Source organism: Pseudomonas sp. TAA207 (assembly GCF_001529285.1).
Classification (GTDB): Bacteria; Pseudomonadota; Gammaproteobacteria; order Pseudomonadales; family Pseudomonadaceae; genus Aquipseudomonas; species Aquipseudomonas weihenstephanensis.
The window spans coordinates 25,601-40,081 of record NZ_LLWJ01000050.1 but is presented as its reverse complement, the minus strand read 5'-3'; the positions used below and the strand labels follow the sequence as shown (position 1 = coordinate 40,081).

Below are 14,481 nucleotides of genomic sequence, written 5' to 3'. Positions count from 1 at the left end.
ATGTAACAGACCACGAGCAAAATCAAAGGTTTGCGTTAAGACCTTGGATTAGATCAAGTTTTTTTGCGCCCTCGCGCACGCCACGCTAAACAAAAAGGCAGGCCAGCGCGTTGACTGACCTGCCTTTATTAACGCAACAAACACTTACAACTCAGGGTCTTCGGTGCCCTTATAAGCCTGCGAATCCTTGTAGATATCTTGCACATGGCGCACCAGCACCATAATCACGGCGGCCACGGGCAAGGCCAGCAACACACCGGTGAAACCGAATAATTCACCGCCCGCCAAAATCGCAAAAATCACCGCCACCGGGTGCATGCCAATTTTGTCGCCCACCAGCAATGGCGTGAGCACCGTGCCTTCGAGCGCCTGACCGACCATGAACACCGCCACGATCCCGAGCATCGGGTACAGATCGCCACCAAACTGGAACAACCCCGCGATCAACGCCGCACCAATGCCGACGATAAAACCCATATACGGCACGATGGCGGCGATGCCCGCCATCAAGCCGATCAACAGCCCCAACTCCAGGCCCAGCAGCATCAAGCCCGCCGAGTAGATGACACCCAGCGCCAGCATCACCAGCAACTGGCCACGCACAAACGCCCCCAACACGTCATGACATTCCTTGGCCAGGGACACAATTTGCGTTTCGCGATCACGCGGCAGCAAGCTGCGGATCTTGTTAAGCAGCACATCCCAGTCACGCAGCAGGTAAAACGCTACCACCGGGATCAGCACCAGATTGGCCATAAAACCGATCAGCGCCAGACTCGATGCCGTTGCCTGTGACAGCACAATGCCCACGATGTCTGAGGCCTGGCCCATGTGCCCGGTGATCGCAGCCTTGATCTTGTCGAACTTCCAGAACCCGTCGCTCAGGCCAAACTTGCTCTGTGCCCACGGCATCGCGGTGTTCTGCAACCAGTCGAGCACTTGCGGCGCCAGTTGATAGAGCTTCATCAGCTGTTTGGCCAACAGCGGCACCAGCACCAGTACCAGCGCTGTCACGATGATGGTGAACAGCGCAAACACCGTGACCACGCCCCAGGTCCTGGAAAAACCCACCCTTTCAAGACGATCAACCACCGGATCGAACATGTAAGCCAGCACAATCGCGACCAGAAACGGCGTGAGTATCGGATGCAGAAAATACACAAACAGGGCGAACACCAGCGCCACACCCCACCATACCCATCGCCGCGAATCCGTCATCAAGCACCCATCCTTTATAGAGAAGAAAAAACCTACCAGCGAAAACGTAGCTGCACGGCCGGGTTATCCGCAGGCGGCTGTCCGGCGTCCGTCACAGCGGGCACTTCTTGCGCTGACACTTCCTGCAAATGCGCCAACCCCAGTTGCGAGCGCAACTGCTCGGCGCTGCCGTTTACCTGATACACAATCCGGTCACCCTCGACACGCTTGAGCTGTCCGCCAAACGGTTCGAGCAAACGGCCCAGCGAGGCATAGCGCTCAAGGGTCATGCCCTGCACTTCAAGCAACTGGTCGCTCGAGACACCCGGCTTGACCACGTAGCGCGGCGCCAGACGCTCGCTCACCGCCAACATCACCGCATCGGCCAACGCTGCCTGATCAGCTGCCTGCGCACTGCCTTGCTCCTGCTGATCGCCCAGCCACAGACGCCATTTGGCTTGCCATTGGCCGCCCTCTTCACGCGCATGCACCGCCAGCAGGGCATCGGCCCCATAACGCTCAGACGCTTCGCGCAAAGGTGCAGGATTAGTGCCTTCCAGATTTTCGACCGTGCCCACCAACTGTTCGTTCAAGTCCGCCAGCGGCAGGCGCAACGGCAAACCTCGGTGCTGTGCGGCGCGGCGCAAGGGTTCGGCGGCCGATTGCCCGTCGCCCACCAGGCTTGAGCCGTCGACCGAATCGTTAAGCCACCAGCTCAGCAACGCCGGACGGTTGCTGCCCCACAGCGACAAACCGGCCTGACGCAACGCACGCTCCGTGCTCATCGGGTCGAAATCCACTTGCAGGCTTTCAGGTGGCCCTGCGTCGTAGCCGTATTGGCTGATGATCTGCTGCGGGTCTTTGCGCACCGCCTCAAGTGCCGGGCTTTGCACCGCCTTGGCATCGCCGGTCAGGCGCAGCACCAAGGTTTCTAACGCTTTTTGTGTCGCCTGAGTGCGCTCTTCGGGTGATTGACTGCTCACCGGCTCACGCACCTGATACAGATTGGTCAGAATTTCGGCATGGCTCGCCAGACTGAAAAATGACAAGCAGCCCGCCGCTAAAAAATGATGAAAACGCATGAAAGATTCCTGACGACAAAAAAGTAGTCTTGAAAGACCCGAGAAAAATACGCAAGCAGGCTTCAGACAGGGCACGCGCCCAATCATTCACCCGGCCACAGCGGTTTTCATCCAGCCATAAAAAATCAAAAGTGAACCCGTATACCTTATACAGGGCTGCGCGCAGCGGCCAGTACGACTAAAAAAGGTTTTTTTCGCGCTATATAACCCTGCCCGTCGGCCCGAGGATGGCCGCTGCCCTTCAAGCCTGATAAAATCGCGCGCCTTCGCAGACCGGCGACAGCCGGGCACCCGGCAAATGCTCTATCCCCAACGATGAGCACTTGCCAGCGGGCCCTCTGAGATCGGTCGACCTCCCCGAATCCCCCCTAAAGGCCTGGATTAATGAGCAAGCAACCATCCCTGAGCTACAAAGACGCCGGTGTAGACATCGACGCCGGTGAAGCATTGGTCGAACGCATCAAGAGCGTGGCCAAGCGCACTGCACGCCCGGAAGTGATGGGCGGCCTCGGCGGTTTTGGCGCCCTCTGCGAAATTCCTGCTGGCTACAAGCAGCCTGTTCTGGTTTCCGGCACCGACGGTGTAGGCACCAAACTGCGTCTGGCACTGAACCTGAACAAGCACGACAGCATCGGCATCGACCTGGTTGCCATGTGCGTGAACGACTTGATCGTATGCGGCGCCGAGCCATTGTTCTTTCTCGACTACTACGCCACCGGCAAGCTCAACGTAGAAACCGCGACCCAAGTGGTTACCGGTATCGGCGCGGGCTGCGAACTGTCCGGTTGCTCGCTGGTAGGCGGCGAAACCGCTGAAATGCCAGGCATGTACGAAGGCGAAGACTACGATCTGGCCGGTTTCTGTGTCGGTGTGGTCGAAAAATCCGAAATCATCGACGGCTCCAAAGTGGCTGCTGGCGATGCCCTGCTCGCCCTGCCATCTTCTGGCCCGCACTCCAACGGCTACTCGCTGATCCGCAAGATCATCGAAGTGTCGGGCGCCGACATCGAAAACACCCAGCTGGACGGCAAGCCACTGACCGACCTGCTGATGGCCCCGACCCGTATCTACGTGAAGCCGTTGCTCAAGCTGATCAAAGAAACCGGCGTGGTCAAAGCCATGGCCCACATCACCGGTGGCGGCCTGCTGGACAACATCCCGCGCGTGCTGCCAAAAGGCGCTCAAGCCCTGGTTGACGTGGCCAGCTGGCAGCGCCCGGCCGTCTTCGACTGGCTGCAAGCGCAAGGCAACGTGGACGAAAACGAAATGCACCGCGTGCTCAACTGCGGCGTCGGCATGGTGATCTGCGTGGCTCAGGCCGACGTTGAAACCGCGCTGAACGTACTGCGTGAAGCCGGCGAGCAGCCTTGGGTCATCGGCAGCATTGCAACAGCCGCTGAAGGCGCTGCACAAGTTGAGCTGCAAAACCTCAAGGCGCACTAATGCCTGATACCTGTGATGTAGTGGTGCTGCTTTCCGGCACCGGCAGCAACTTGCAGGCCTTGATCGACAGCGATGACGTCAAGGGCAGCCCGGCCACGATTCGCGCGGTGATTTCCAACCGCGCCGATGCCTACGGCCTGCAACGCGCCACAGACGCGGGTATCGACACCCGCGTACTGGATCACAAAGCATTCGAGGGCCGCGAGGCCTTCGATGCTGCACTGATCAAAATCATCGACCAATTCAATCCGCACCTGGTGGTCCTGGCCGGCTTCATGCGCATCCTCAGCGCTGATTTCGTGCGTCACTACTCAGGGCGGCTACTCAATATCCATCCCTCCTTATTGCCCAAATACAAAGGCCTGCACACGCATCAGCGCGCATTGGAAGCGGGTGATCGTGAGCACGGTTGCAGCGTGCACTTTGTTACCGAGGAACTCGATGGCGGCCCACTGGTCGTACAGGCAGTGATACCGGTAGAGTCCGAGGACACGCCAAGCAGTCTGGCGCAACGGGTTCACACCCAAGAGCACCTGATTTACCCGCTTGCAGTGCGCTGGTTTGCCGAGGGTCGTTTGTCTCTCAACGAACAAGGCGCATTATTGGACGGTCAATTACTCCCGGCCAGCGGCCACCAGATACAAATCTAGGAGATTTTATGCGTCGTGCCCTGCTCCTTGCCCTTAGCTTGCTGGCCATCCCAGCAGTGCAAGCGGCCGATCTTCAGCCTTTCAAAGCCAGCTACACCGCCGACTGGAAACAGTTACCCATGAGCGGTTCGGCAGAGCGCAGCCTGACCAAAGGCGCCGACAACGTCTGGACCCTGAACTTCCAGGCGTCGATGCTGGTGGCCAGCCTGAACGAAGAAAGCACCCTCAAGCTGGACAAAGACAAACCGGTTCCCCTGACCTACCACTTCAAGCGTGGCGGGCTGGGTAAAAGCAAAAACATCGACCTCAAGTTTGACTGGTCGGACATGACGGTGACCGGCACCGACAACAGCGAAGCGGTAAACGTAAAGCTGCTGACCGGCATGCTCGACAAGTCCACCTACCAGTTGGCTCTCCAGCGCGATGTTCTGGCGGGTAAAAAGTCCATGAGCTATCAAGTGGTTGATGGCAACGACGTGGACACCTATGACTTTCGCGTCATTGGGCCTGAAGTGGTCGACACCAAAGCAGGCAAAGTAGACGCGATCAAGGTCGAGCGTGTGCGTGATCCGTCCCAAAACAAGCGCATCACCGAAATGTGGTTCGCCAAAAAATGGGACGGCCTGCTGGTCAAACTGCGTCAGGTCGAAAAAGACGGCAAGGAATACAACATCATGCTGCTCGACGGCACGGTGAACGGCCAGTCGGTCAAAGGCAACTGAGTCACGACCGTCTTCGGGCTGCAAAAAACCTCGCTTCGGCGAGGTTTTTTTTGCCCGGATATACCCGCGCAAGATGAAGCTTTTGTCATAAAACTATTGGCCAAATCGCTAAACACCGCGCCAACCGTGGCCTGCGTGGATTTCACGAATTCCCGGCAGATGACACCCTGTGCACTACCTATTTACTTAGGAAGCTAACAGATTCTATAAAGAAGGCCTGCGACGACTTGCCGCATACCTCATCAGAATTTGGAGCAAGCAGATGACTATCAAAGTAACTGAGCGCGACGATTCACGTATGTTTCACCAACTTGTCGCCCACGGCGTACACCTGTGGGATGTTCACCAGGAAGACATATTGGTCGGTATGTTTCACCGCGAAAGCGACGCTCACAACTACAAAGCCGAGCTGGAACAGCTAGAAGCGCAGAAACGTCAGGCCTGAAGTACTGAAACTACTGTCTTGAAAACACAAACCCCGCCGAAGCGGGGTTTGTTGTATTTGATGCACCGCGACCCTCAGGCCTGCGATTGCTGCGCAACCGGACGTCGCCTTCAGCAACGGCTACACCAACTTTCCATGTAGGCTGCGTCCGGGCGCGAAGCGGTCGTCAAGCCATTCAACTCGGTGCTTCATAAACACCGCCGTCCGAACGTTAACGATTACTGCGCAACCGGACGTCGCCTTCAGCAACGGCTACACCAACGTTCCGTGTAGTCGCTGACGAGTAACGCGAGGCTGCGTCCGGGCGCGAAGCGGTCGTCAAGCCATGCAACGCGGTCCTTCATAAACACCGCCGTCCGAACGTTAACGATTACTGCGCAACCGGACGTCGCCTTCAGCAACGGCTACACCAACTGACCGTGTAGTCGCTGACGAGTAATGCGAGGCTGCGTCCGGGCGCGAAGCGGTCGTCAAGCCATGCAACGCGGTCCTTCATAAACACCGCCTTCGCACGTTAACGATTGCTGCGCAACCGGACGTCGCCTACGGCAACGGCTACACCAACTTACCGTGTACCGAGCGCCCCGTTACCACATCAGGTCGTCAGGGATCTGGTAAGCCGCGTACGGGTCGTCTTCTTCCGGTGTTTTCGGTTCGACCAGGATGTTCAGTTGCACGATACGGCGCGGATCACGTTCCTGAATCTTCAGCGCGGCCTCGCGCGGGATCACTTCGTAGCCCCCCTGATGCTGCACAATCGCCAGCGAACCATTGGCCAGCTTGTTGCGCATCAACGTGTTGACCGACAGGCGCTTGACCTTCTTGTCGTCCACGAAGTTGTAGTAGTCCTCAGTGGTCAACTTGGGCAAGCGCGACACTTCGATCAATTGCTTGATCTGGGCAGCGCGGGCCTTTTGCTCGACCTTTTCTTGCTGCTGACGATTGAGTTCCTGATCACGCTTGATCTTCTCGGCCTTGGCTTCTGCCGCCAGGCGCTGCTGAGTGTCGTCAAGTTCGATCTGGCCTTTGTGGGCCAGGCGCTGCTGTTTTTGCTTTTCTTTGCCGGCCTGCTTGGCCTGCTTCTCGTTGACCAGTCCGGCTTTGAGCAACTGGTCGCGTAGGGAAATGCTCATCTACTTACTCACTTAGGCAAACTCAGCCGCAGCTGGGTAAATTCTTTTCCTGGCGCTTGGCTTCGCCCCACAGGGCGTCCAGGTCTTCAAGGGTGCAATTTTCAATGGGACGCAGGGTATCGCGCAATGCCTGTTCGATAAACCGGAAACGTCTGTCAAATTTGGCGTTAGCGCCGCGCAGGGCGGTTTCAGGGTCAACTTTAAGGTGCCGGGCCAGATTGACCACCGAGAACAGCAGGTCGCCGATTTCATCGTGAATCGCAGCACTATCGTTGTCCGCCATCGCTTCAAGCACTTCGTCGAGTTCTTCGCGCACCTTGTCCAGCACCGGCAAGGCCGCAGGCCAGTCAAAACCGACCTGCGCGGCGCGCTTCTGCAATTTGGCGGCACGCGACAAGGCCGGTAACGCGACCGGCACGTCATCGAGCAATGACAGCTGCTCAGGACGTTCGGCGTTCTCTGCCCGCTCTTGGGCCTTGATCTGCTCCCAGCGCAGCTTGACCTGTTCTTCGCTCAGGCGCGGAACGTCGAGCGGCGCATACAAATCACCGGTCGGGAACACATGGGGATGACGGCGGATCAGCTTGCGGGTGATGCTGTCGATCACCCCGGCAAATTCAAAACGCCCTTCTTCGCGCGCCAACTGGCTGTAATACACCACCTGAAACAACAAATCGCCCAACTCGCCTTGCAGGTGCTCAAAGTCACCTTGCTCGATGGCATCGGCGACCTCGTAGGCCTCTTCAAGGGTGTAGGGCACGATCGTCTTGTAGGTTTGTTTGATGTCCCACGGGCAACCGTACTGCGGGTCACGCAACCGGGCCATGAGATGGAGCAAGTCGTCGAGGTTGTACATCGCGGATCTCTTCTAATGTGCACTCAAACCCCGTAGCGCTGGCGCAGGCGGTATTCAAAGCCTGCGCCAGCGGCTGCGCATCAGCGTGGCTCGCTGCGCCCGATGCGGCGGGTTTCGATGATGTTGGGCAGTTGCGAAATACGCCCCAGCAAACGCCCCAGCGCATCCAGCCCCGGAATCTCGATGGTCAGGGACATCAACGCCGTGTTGTCCTCTTTGTTCGAGCGGGTGTTGACGGCCAGTACGTTAATGCGTTCGTTGAGCAGCACCTGCGACACATCACGCAGCAAACCAGAACGGTCGTACGCACGAATCTCGATATCCACCGGGTAGGTCGACACCGGAATCGGGCCCCAATTGACCTGAATGATTCGCTCCGGCTCGCGACTGCCCAGTTGCAACACCGAAGGGCAGTCCTGGCGGTGAATGCTCACACCACGGCCCTGGGTGATGTAACCGACAATCGCATCGCCCGGCAGCGGCTGGCAGCAGCCAGCCATTTGCGTCAGCAAGTTGCCCACGCCTTCGATCTGGATGTCGCCGCGCTTGCCCGGTTTGTAACCCGTGGCCTTGCGCGGGATCAGCTCCATTTGCTCGTTGCCGCGTTCCGGCTCGACCATTTGCTGCGCGAGGTTGATCAACTGCGCCAAACGCAAGTCACCCGCGCCCAACGCCGCATACATGTCCTCGGCGGTTCTCATGTTGGCTTTGTCGGCCAGCTTCTCATAATCGACGGCAGGCAGGCCCAAGCGCCCCAGTTCACGTTCAAGCAGGGTTTTACCCGCCGCGACGTTTTGATCACGCGCCTGCAACTTGAACCAGTGAACAATCTTGGCCCGCGCCCGCGAGGTGGTGATGTAGCCCAGGTTGGGGTTCAGCCAGTCGCGGCTCGGCGTGCCGTGTTTGCTGGTGATGATCTCGACCTGTTCACCGGTTTGCAGGCTGTAGTTGAGCGGCACAATGCGCCCGTTGATCTTCGCGCCCCGGCAGTTATGGCCGATTTCGGTGTGTACCCGATACGCGAAGTCCAGTGGCGTCGAGCCTTTGGGCAAGTCGATGGCATGCCCGTCGGGCGTGAAGATGTAGACCCGGTCCGGTTCGATATCGACCCGCAACTGATCGGCCAGACCACCGATGTCGCCCAGTTCCTCGTGCCACTCCAGCACTTGGCGCAACCACGAGATTTTTTCTTCGTACTGGTTGGAGCCGGCTTTAACGTCGGTGCCCTTGTAACGCCAGTGTGCACACACGCCCAGTTCAGCTTCTTCGTGCATGGCGTGGGTGCGAATCTGCACCTCAAGCACTTTGCCCTCAGGGCCGATGACGGCGGTGTGCAGCGAGCGATAGCCGTTCTCTTTAGGGTTGGCGATGTAGTCGTCGAATTCTTTGGGGATGTGGCGCCACAACGTGTGGACGATCCCCAGCGCGGTGTAGCAATCGCGCATTTCGGGCACCAGCACGCGCACGGCACGCACGTCATAGATCTGGCTGAAGGCCAGGCCTTTGCGCTGCATCTTGCGCCAGATGGAATAGATATGTTTGGCCCGACCGCTGATGTCAGCGTCCACCCCGGTGGCCACCAGTTCGGTGCGCAACTGGTTCATCACATCACTGATAAAGCGCTCGCGATCAAGGCGACGCTCATGCAGCAAGGTGGCGATCTGTTTGTATTGCTCAGGCTCAAGGTAGCGAAAGGACAAGTCCTCCAGCTCCCACTTGATATGGCCAATGCCCAAGCGATGCGCCAGTGGCGCATAAATATCGAACACCTCACGGGCGACGCGATTGCGCTTCTCGTCCGGGGCATTCTTGACCGCCCGTATGGCGCAGGTACGTTCAGCCAGCTTGATGAGCGCCACACGCACGTCATCGACCATGGCCACCAGCATTTTGCGCAGGTTTTCAACCTGTCCCTGCGTGCCCAGCACCATAGACTGGCGCGGGCTGAGGCTGGTGCTGATGGCCGCCATGCGCAGCACGCCATCAATCAGCTTGGCCACCACCGGACCAAAACGCTGACTGACGGCGGGCAGTTGAATCTGCCCTTCACGTACGCCGCGATACAAAATCGCGGCGACCAACGAATCCTGGTCCAGCTTGAGATCCGCCAGGATTTCAGCGATTTCCAACCCGGTCCGAAAGCTCGACGTGCCCTCGGTCCACAGGTTTTTCGCCGCATTGGCTTGTTGTTCGGCCTCGCGTGCAAACTCACAGGCTTCTTTCAAGGCTTCACGGTCCAGCGCGACGTCAACGCTCACGGCATGGTCAAGCCATGCCTCAAGGTTGAGACTGCCGTCAGTGTTGATCGGCTGGTGTGCTCTGACCTGTACCATCTTGCTTACCTTCCCTACGGCGCACATTCAATGCGCCGAAATCACCGACCCGAATCCCAACTCCACGCCACTGGGCCAAGTCGCGTGGAACTGCGGGCCCGTCGAAATAGACAGACCGTCCTAGTCTGCTTCAAATAACGCCATTGCCTCGACATGCGCGGTTTGCGGAAACATATCGAGGATTCCGGCACGTTTTAACCGATAACCCTGTTTCATCAGCTCAACCGTGTCGCGCGCCAGCGTGGCCGGGTTGCACGACACATACACCAAACGTTTGGCCCCCAGGCCAGACAACGTGCGTACTGCTTCATAAGCGCCGTCGCGGGGCGGGTCGAGCAACACAGCAGCAAACCCTTGTTTGGCCCATTGTGCGTTCGCCAGCGGCTGCGACAGGTCAGCCTGAAAAAACGCTGCATTATGCAGGTTGTTAGTGACCGCGTTTTGCCCGGCGCGTTCGACCATCGTCGTAACCCCCTCAACGGCCACCACTTCGCGAACCTGCTTGGCCAGAGGTAAGGCGAAATTACCCAGCCCGCAAAACAAGTCAAGCACCCGCTCCTCGGCCTGTGGCGCAAGCCATGTCAGCGCCTGCGCCACCATGGCTTCGTTGACGCCTGCGTTGACCTGAACAAAATCACCGGGCCGATACGCCAACTCCAAATCCCATTGCTCTAAACGGTAGCCCAAGCGTTGCTGCGCATCGACCGGCTGTGGATCGCCGTCGCCATGCAGCCACAATTGAGCGTCATGGGCTGCACAAAACGCCTGCAACACCTGCATGTCTGCCTCGTTGAGGGGCGCCATGTGCCGCAACAACACGGCAATCGCCGAGCCACTGAACAACTCGACATGGCCCAGCGCCTTGGGATTGCTCAACTGACGCAACATGGCGGGCAGCCCGGTCATGATAGGTTGCAAAGCCTGTACCAGCACTAAACAGTGATCAATTGCCACGATGTCTTGACTGCCGGCAGCCCGAAAACCGACCTCCAGATGCTTGGCCCGCACGTCCCAACGCACCGCAATGCGGGCGCGACGGCGATAGCCAAACTCGGGACCGGTCAAGGGCGCCGCCCACTCGTCGGGTTCTACCCCGGCCACACGCGACAATTGCTCGGTGAGCATGCGCTGTTTCAGTGCGAGCTGCTCTTCGTGGGGCATATGTTGCACGCTGCATCCGCCACATCGTCCGGCATGGGCACACGGCGCGGCACGGCGCACCTCACTGGCGCTGAACACGCGCTCGGTGCGCGCCTCAACCACTTTGCCGTGAGCACCCAACACCCGCGCCTCAACCTCTTCACCGGCCAGGGCGCCCGACACAAACCAGGTACGCCCCTCGATAAAGGCAATGCCACGGCCGTCGTTGGCCAGACGCTCAATGCGCACACGTTGTTTCTTGCCTGTCGGCACTTGCGCGGCTTTGGTGCCGCCCGTTGGCTGGAAACGCAGGCCTCTCTCTTGCTTAGCCATCAGTTAGGCGCATCGTAAATGCCGGTCGACAAGTAACGGTCGCCACGGTCACAAATGATGGCGACGATGACCGCATTCTCGACTTCCTCAGACAAGCGCAACATCGCTGCCACCGCCCCGCCCGACGACACACCACAGAAGATGCCTTCTTCGCGGGCCAGTCGGCGCATCACGTCCTCGGCTTCACGCTGAGCCATGTCGACGATGCGGTCTACACGATCGGCCTGATAGATTTTGGGCAGGTATTCGGTCGGCCAGCGACGGATACCGGGGATGGCGGCGCCTTCCATCGGCTGCAAACCGACGATTTGTACGTTCGGGTTTTGCTCTTTCAAGAAGCGCGACACGCCCATGATGGTGCCGGTGGTGCCCATCGAACTGACGAAATGGGTGATGGTGCCTTCGGTCTGGCGCCAGATTTCCGGGCCGGTACTGGTGTAGTGCGCCTCGGGGTTATCGCCGTTGGCAAATTGATCGAGCACCTTGCCACGGCCTTGGGCCTGTAACGTGTCGGCCAGGTCGCGGGCACCTTCCATGCCCTCTTCCTGGGAGACCAGGATCAGCTCGGCACCGTAGGCCGTCATGGCGGCCTTGCGCTCGGCGCTGGAGTTGTCGGGCATGATCAGGATCATCTTGTAACCCTTGATCGCGGCGGCCATGGCCAATGCGATACCGGTATTACCCGAGGTGGCTTCGATCAGGGTATCGCCGGGCTGGATCTGGCCGCGCGTTTGAGCACGGTCAATCATCGACAGCGCAGGCCGGTCCTTGACCGAACCCGCCGGGTTATTCCCTTCGAGCTTGAGCAACAAGGTATTGGTGGTGTTGCCGGCCAGGCGCTGCAAGCGCACCAGCGGCGTGTTGCCGACGCAGTCGGCGATAGTGGGGTACTGCAAGGTCATGGCGTATTCGCAATCCGGACTGCGGGGCCGCACATCATACCGACAAACGCCAATTGCCCATATCACGCAAAGTGCGCAGCTTATGGCTAAAGGCTATAAGCAAGCTTTTGGTCTGAAGGCTCACAGACTCGCAGACGCAAATGCACGCGCAACCCAGGCCCGTGATTCTCAGCCCACAAACTGCCGCCCTGTAGCCTTAAGGCGTTGCGCGCAATGCTCAAGCCCAGCCCAAACCCGCCATCACCGGGCCGTGAGCCATCGAGGCGGATAAACGGTGCAAAAATTCGCTCCAGCTCTTGTGGCGCCACGCCGCCGCCCTGATCGTCGAGCCATAAGTGCCACATATCGCCCTCACGCTGCCCACTCAAACTGACCACGCCCTCAGGCGGTGAGTGACGAATCGCATTGCGCAGGATGTTTTCCAGGGCTTGCGCCAAGCTATTGAGATGGCCCTGCACCCAGCAATCAGCCTCCACGAAACAGGGCAGACGGTCCTCGGTCCAGCCACTTTCAAAGCGCGCGTTTTCACTGATCATTTCCCACAGTGCCTGCACTTGAATGTCTTCCAGCGGCAACGGCCCGCGCTCGGCATCCAGCCACGCCAGTTGCAGGGTGTCTTCAACCAGCCGCTGCATGCCGTCCACTTCGCGGCTCAAGCGTTCGCGCAACGCGGCTTCGCCCTGCTCGCTGTCACACGCCACCCGCAAGCGGCTCAAAGGCGTACGCAATTCATGGGACAAATCGCGCAGCAACTGTTGCTGTTGGCTGACGGTACTTTGCAAACGCTCGGACATTTGGTCGAACGCACGCCCCAAATCGCCCAACTCATCCTGACGACTGGTGGTCTGACTCGACAGCCGCGCGCCCAATTGATCGGCGCGCCAGGCATTGGCCTGTTCGCGCAGATGATTGAGCGGCACGATCAATAACCGATAGAGGCCGACGCACAGCAGCAACGTGAATAAACCGGGGATGACGCCGTTGGTGATGATGCGCCAGATGAACTGCGAGCGCCCCGGCATAAAACGTTGCGGCAACTCGATGACCAGATACCCCAACGATGAGTCGCGCGGGAACGGCACCTTGATCCACGGCCGCGTGGCCTTCAAATGGCTGACGGGCCAATCCAGACCGCGCAAAAAGGTCAAACGCTGACTTTCGGCATCTCTGAGCGGGTAGCTGCTCAGCGACTGCAAATCCTGGCCGATGACCCCGATCCAGCCGCTCTCTACCTGCCCCAGCGCTTGCAACCATTGGTCGACACCGGCTTGCTGGCCGCTTTCCCAGGCCCTTTCGGCCTCGCTCGCATACCGCAGCAGCGTGCTGCGCGCCTCCTGGGACAGAAACCCGGTGCGCTTGTCCATGTAGCGTCCCCAAGACCAACTGAGCCAGATCATCAGCAGGCAGAACGCAACCAGCAGGCACGCCAGCTTCCAGAACACCGAGTGTTTGCCCGGCACCTTATAGCGCATCATTGGCGCTCAACACGTAGCCCTTGCCCCACACCGTGCGCACTTCACGCGCGTGGTAGCCGAGGGTTTTGAGCTTGCGACGAATTTGGCTGATGTGCATGTCCAGGCTGCGATCATGCGGCGCGTAGCCACGTTGCAGCACATGCTGATAAAGAAAGGCTTTGCTCAGCACTTCGTCGCCATGACGGTTAAGGGTGTCGAGCAAGCGGTACTCACTGCGCGTCAACCCGGCCCACTGCGCGCCGTAGCGCACGTCGCTGGCGCTGTCATCCATAAACAGTTCGTCTTCAACCGCAGGCGACACGGACAAAACGCTGGTTCGGGGCGTGCGATCAAGCGCCACCCGCCGCAAAATGGCGGCAATACGCACCTCAAGCTCGGCCATGCTGAACGGCTTGGGCAAGTAGTCATCGGCGCCCAATTGAAAACCATTGATACGGTCAGCCTCCGCGCCCAACGCCGACATCAGAATCACCGGCAATGCGTGGGTCTGGCGCAATTGCGTGAGCACATGCAGGCCATTCATGCCGGGTAACAGAATGTCCATCAGCACCACGTCAAAGTGTTCGTGTTGCGCGAGGGCCAAACCTTGCTGGCCGTTTTGGCACCACACCACCTCAAAGCCGCTGCGCTGCAACTGCTCGTGCAGATAGGCCCCCAGCACGGGGTCATCTTCAATGGCCAAAAGGCGGGAGGAGCTGATTACGACGGGATTCATTAGCGTCTGCAAGTCATTCTCAATCGGCGATTATTCAAGATTGAGCCTGCGCGAG

At 59.0% G+C, this 14,481-nt stretch carries 13 protein-coding genes; 4 read left to right on the top strand and 9 right to left on the bottom strand.

Annotation, left to right across the window (positions count from 1 at the left end; genetic code table 11):
- Window positions 1–144: 144 nt before the first annotated feature.
- Window positions 145–1,218 (bottom strand): AI-2E family transporter, encoded by a 1,074-nt coding sequence (locus tag AP059_RS02960; RefSeq protein ID WP_059761813.1) that lies wholly within the window; start codon window positions 1,216–1,218, stop codon window positions 145–147.
- 32 nt (window positions 1,219–1,250) lie between these two features.
- Window positions 1,251–2,279, bottom strand: a complete 1,029-nt coding sequence (locus AP059_RS02955) for a DUF2066 domain-containing protein (protein ID WP_059761812.1) — start codon at window positions 2,277–2,279, stop codon at window positions 1,251–1,253.
- 384 nt (window positions 2,280–2,663) lie between these two features.
- Here AP059_RS02955 and purM point away from each other — a divergent pair, with 384 nt between their 5' ends.
- The 4 genes from purM (at window position 2,664) to AP059_RS02935 (ending at window position 5,539) form a co-directional block, all read left to right on the top strand.
- Window positions 2,664–3,722, top strand: a complete 1,059-nt coding sequence (gene purM, locus AP059_RS02950; protein WP_059761811.1) for a phosphoribosylformylglycinamidine cyclo-ligase — start codon at window positions 2,664–2,666, stop codon at window positions 3,720–3,722.
- Window positions 3,722–4,372 carry a phosphoribosylglycinamide formyltransferase gene (purN, locus tag AP059_RS02945; RefSeq protein WP_059761810.1) on the top strand — a complete coding sequence of 217 codons (651 nt, stop codon included), beginning with the start codon at window positions 3,722–3,724 and terminating at the stop codon, window positions 4,370–4,372. Before purM ends, purN begins: the two co-directional genes overlap by 1 nt.
- An 8-nt stretch (window positions 4,373–4,380) precedes the next feature.
- Entirely contained in the window at window positions 4,381–5,094 is a 714-nt protein-coding gene (locus AP059_RS02940; RefSeq protein ID WP_048362858.1) for a DUF3108 domain-containing protein, read from the top strand.
- Window positions 5,095–5,356: 262 nt separating this feature from the next.
- Window positions 5,357–5,539: a hypothetical protein gene (locus AP059_RS02935; RefSeq protein WP_048362857.1), complete on the top strand. Its 183-nt coding sequence runs from the start codon at window positions 5,357–5,359 to the stop codon at window positions 5,537–5,539.
- Between the two features lie 587 nt (window positions 5,540–6,126).
- Here the strand turns inward: AP059_RS02935 and AP059_RS02930 are convergent.
- The 7 genes from AP059_RS02930 to AP059_RS02900 all read right to left on the bottom strand — a co-directional run bounded on the left by AP059_RS02930 (window position 6,127) and on the right by AP059_RS02900 (window position 14,426).
- On the bottom strand, window positions 6,127–6,672 hold the full coding sequence (locus AP059_RS02930; protein ID WP_048362856.1) for a DUF2058 domain-containing protein: 546 nt from the start codon (window positions 6,670–6,672) through the stop codon (window positions 6,127–6,129).
- A 22-nt stretch (window positions 6,673–6,694) separates the two neighbouring features.
- Window positions 6,695–7,528, bottom strand: a complete 834-nt coding sequence (gene mazG / locus AP059_RS02925; protein ID WP_059761809.1) for a nucleoside triphosphate pyrophosphohydrolase — start codon at window positions 7,526–7,528, stop codon at window positions 6,695–6,697.
- Between the two features lie 80 nt (window positions 7,529–7,608).
- Complete coding sequence (relA, locus tag AP059_RS02920; protein ID WP_048362854.1) at window positions 7,609–9,861, bottom strand: GTP diphosphokinase; 2,253 nt, start codon at window positions 9,859–9,861, stop codon at window positions 7,609–7,611.
- Window positions 9,862–9,981: 120 nt separating this feature from the next.
- Window positions 9,982–11,334, bottom strand: a complete 1,353-nt coding sequence (gene rlmD, locus AP059_RS02915) for a 23S rRNA (uracil(1939)-C(5))-methyltransferase RlmD (RefSeq protein ID WP_059761808.1) — start codon at window positions 11,332–11,334, stop codon at window positions 9,982–9,984.
- The gene (cysM, locus tag AP059_RS02910) at window positions 11,334–12,236 is read right to left on the bottom strand and encodes a cysteine synthase CysM (protein WP_059761807.1); all 903 of its coding nucleotides are present in this window, start codon (window positions 12,234–12,236) and stop codon (window positions 11,334–11,336) included. The genes rlmD and cysM overlap by 1 nt, the downstream gene beginning before the upstream one ends.
- A gap of 86 nt (window positions 12,237–12,322) precedes the next feature.
- On the bottom strand, window positions 12,323–13,708 hold the full coding sequence (locus AP059_RS02905; protein ID WP_120752309.1) for a sensor histidine kinase: 1,386 nt from the start codon (window positions 13,706–13,708) through the stop codon (window positions 12,323–12,325).
- A complete protein-coding gene (locus tag AP059_RS02900) occupies window positions 13,698–14,426 on the bottom strand; it encodes a response regulator transcription factor (RefSeq protein ID WP_059761805.1) in 729 nt (242 codons plus the stop codon). Before AP059_RS02900 ends, AP059_RS02905 begins: the two co-directional genes overlap by 11 nt.
- Between the last annotated feature and the right edge of the window lie 55 nt (window positions 14,427–14,481).

Coding starts and splice junctions, on each gene's coding strand:
- AP059_RS02940 (WP_048362858.1), top strand. CDS start 4,381: ATGCGTCGTGCCCTGCTCCTTGCCCTTAGCTTGCTGGCCATCCCAGCA.
- purM (WP_059761811.1), top strand. CDS start 2,664: ATGAGCAAGCAACCATCCCTGAGCTACAAAGACGCCGGTGTAGACATC.
- AP059_RS02935 (WP_048362857.1), top strand. CDS start 5,357: ATGACTATCAAAGTAACTGAGCGCGACGATTCACGTATGTTTCACCAA.
- AP059_RS02960 (WP_059761813.1), bottom strand. CDS start 1,218: ATGACGGATTCGCGGCGATGGGTATGGTGGGGTGTGGCGCTGGTGTTC.
- AP059_RS02955 (WP_059761812.1), bottom strand. CDS start 2,279: ATGCGTTTTCATCATTTTTTAGCGGCGGGCTGCTTGTCATTTTTCAGT.
- purN (WP_059761810.1), top strand. CDS start 3,722: ATGCCTGATACCTGTGATGTAGTGGTGCTGCTTTCCGGCACCGGCAGC.
- AP059_RS02900 (WP_059761805.1), bottom strand. CDS start 14,426: ATGAATCCCGTCGTAATCAGCTCCTCCCGCCTTTTGGCCATTGAAGAT.
- AP059_RS02930 (WP_048362856.1), bottom strand. CDS start 6,672: ATGAGCATTTCCCTACGCGACCAGTTGCTCAAAGCCGGACTGGTCAAC.
- AP059_RS02905 (WP_120752309.1), bottom strand. CDS start 13,708: ATGCGCTATAAGGTGCCGGGCAAACACTCGGTGTTCTGGAAGCTGGCG.
- mazG (WP_059761809.1), bottom strand. CDS start 7,528: ATGTACAACCTCGACGACTTGCTCCATCTCATGGCCCGGTTGCGTGAC.
- rlmD (WP_059761808.1), bottom strand. CDS start 11,334: ATGGCTAAGCAAGAGAGAGGCCTGCGTTTCCAGCCAACGGGCGGCACC.
- cysM (WP_059761807.1), bottom strand. CDS start 12,236: ATGACCTTGCAGTACCCCACTATCGCCGACTGCGTCGGCAACACGCCG.
- relA (WP_048362854.1), bottom strand. CDS start 9,861: ATGGTACAGGTCAGAGCACACCAGCCGATCAACACTGACGGCAGTCTC.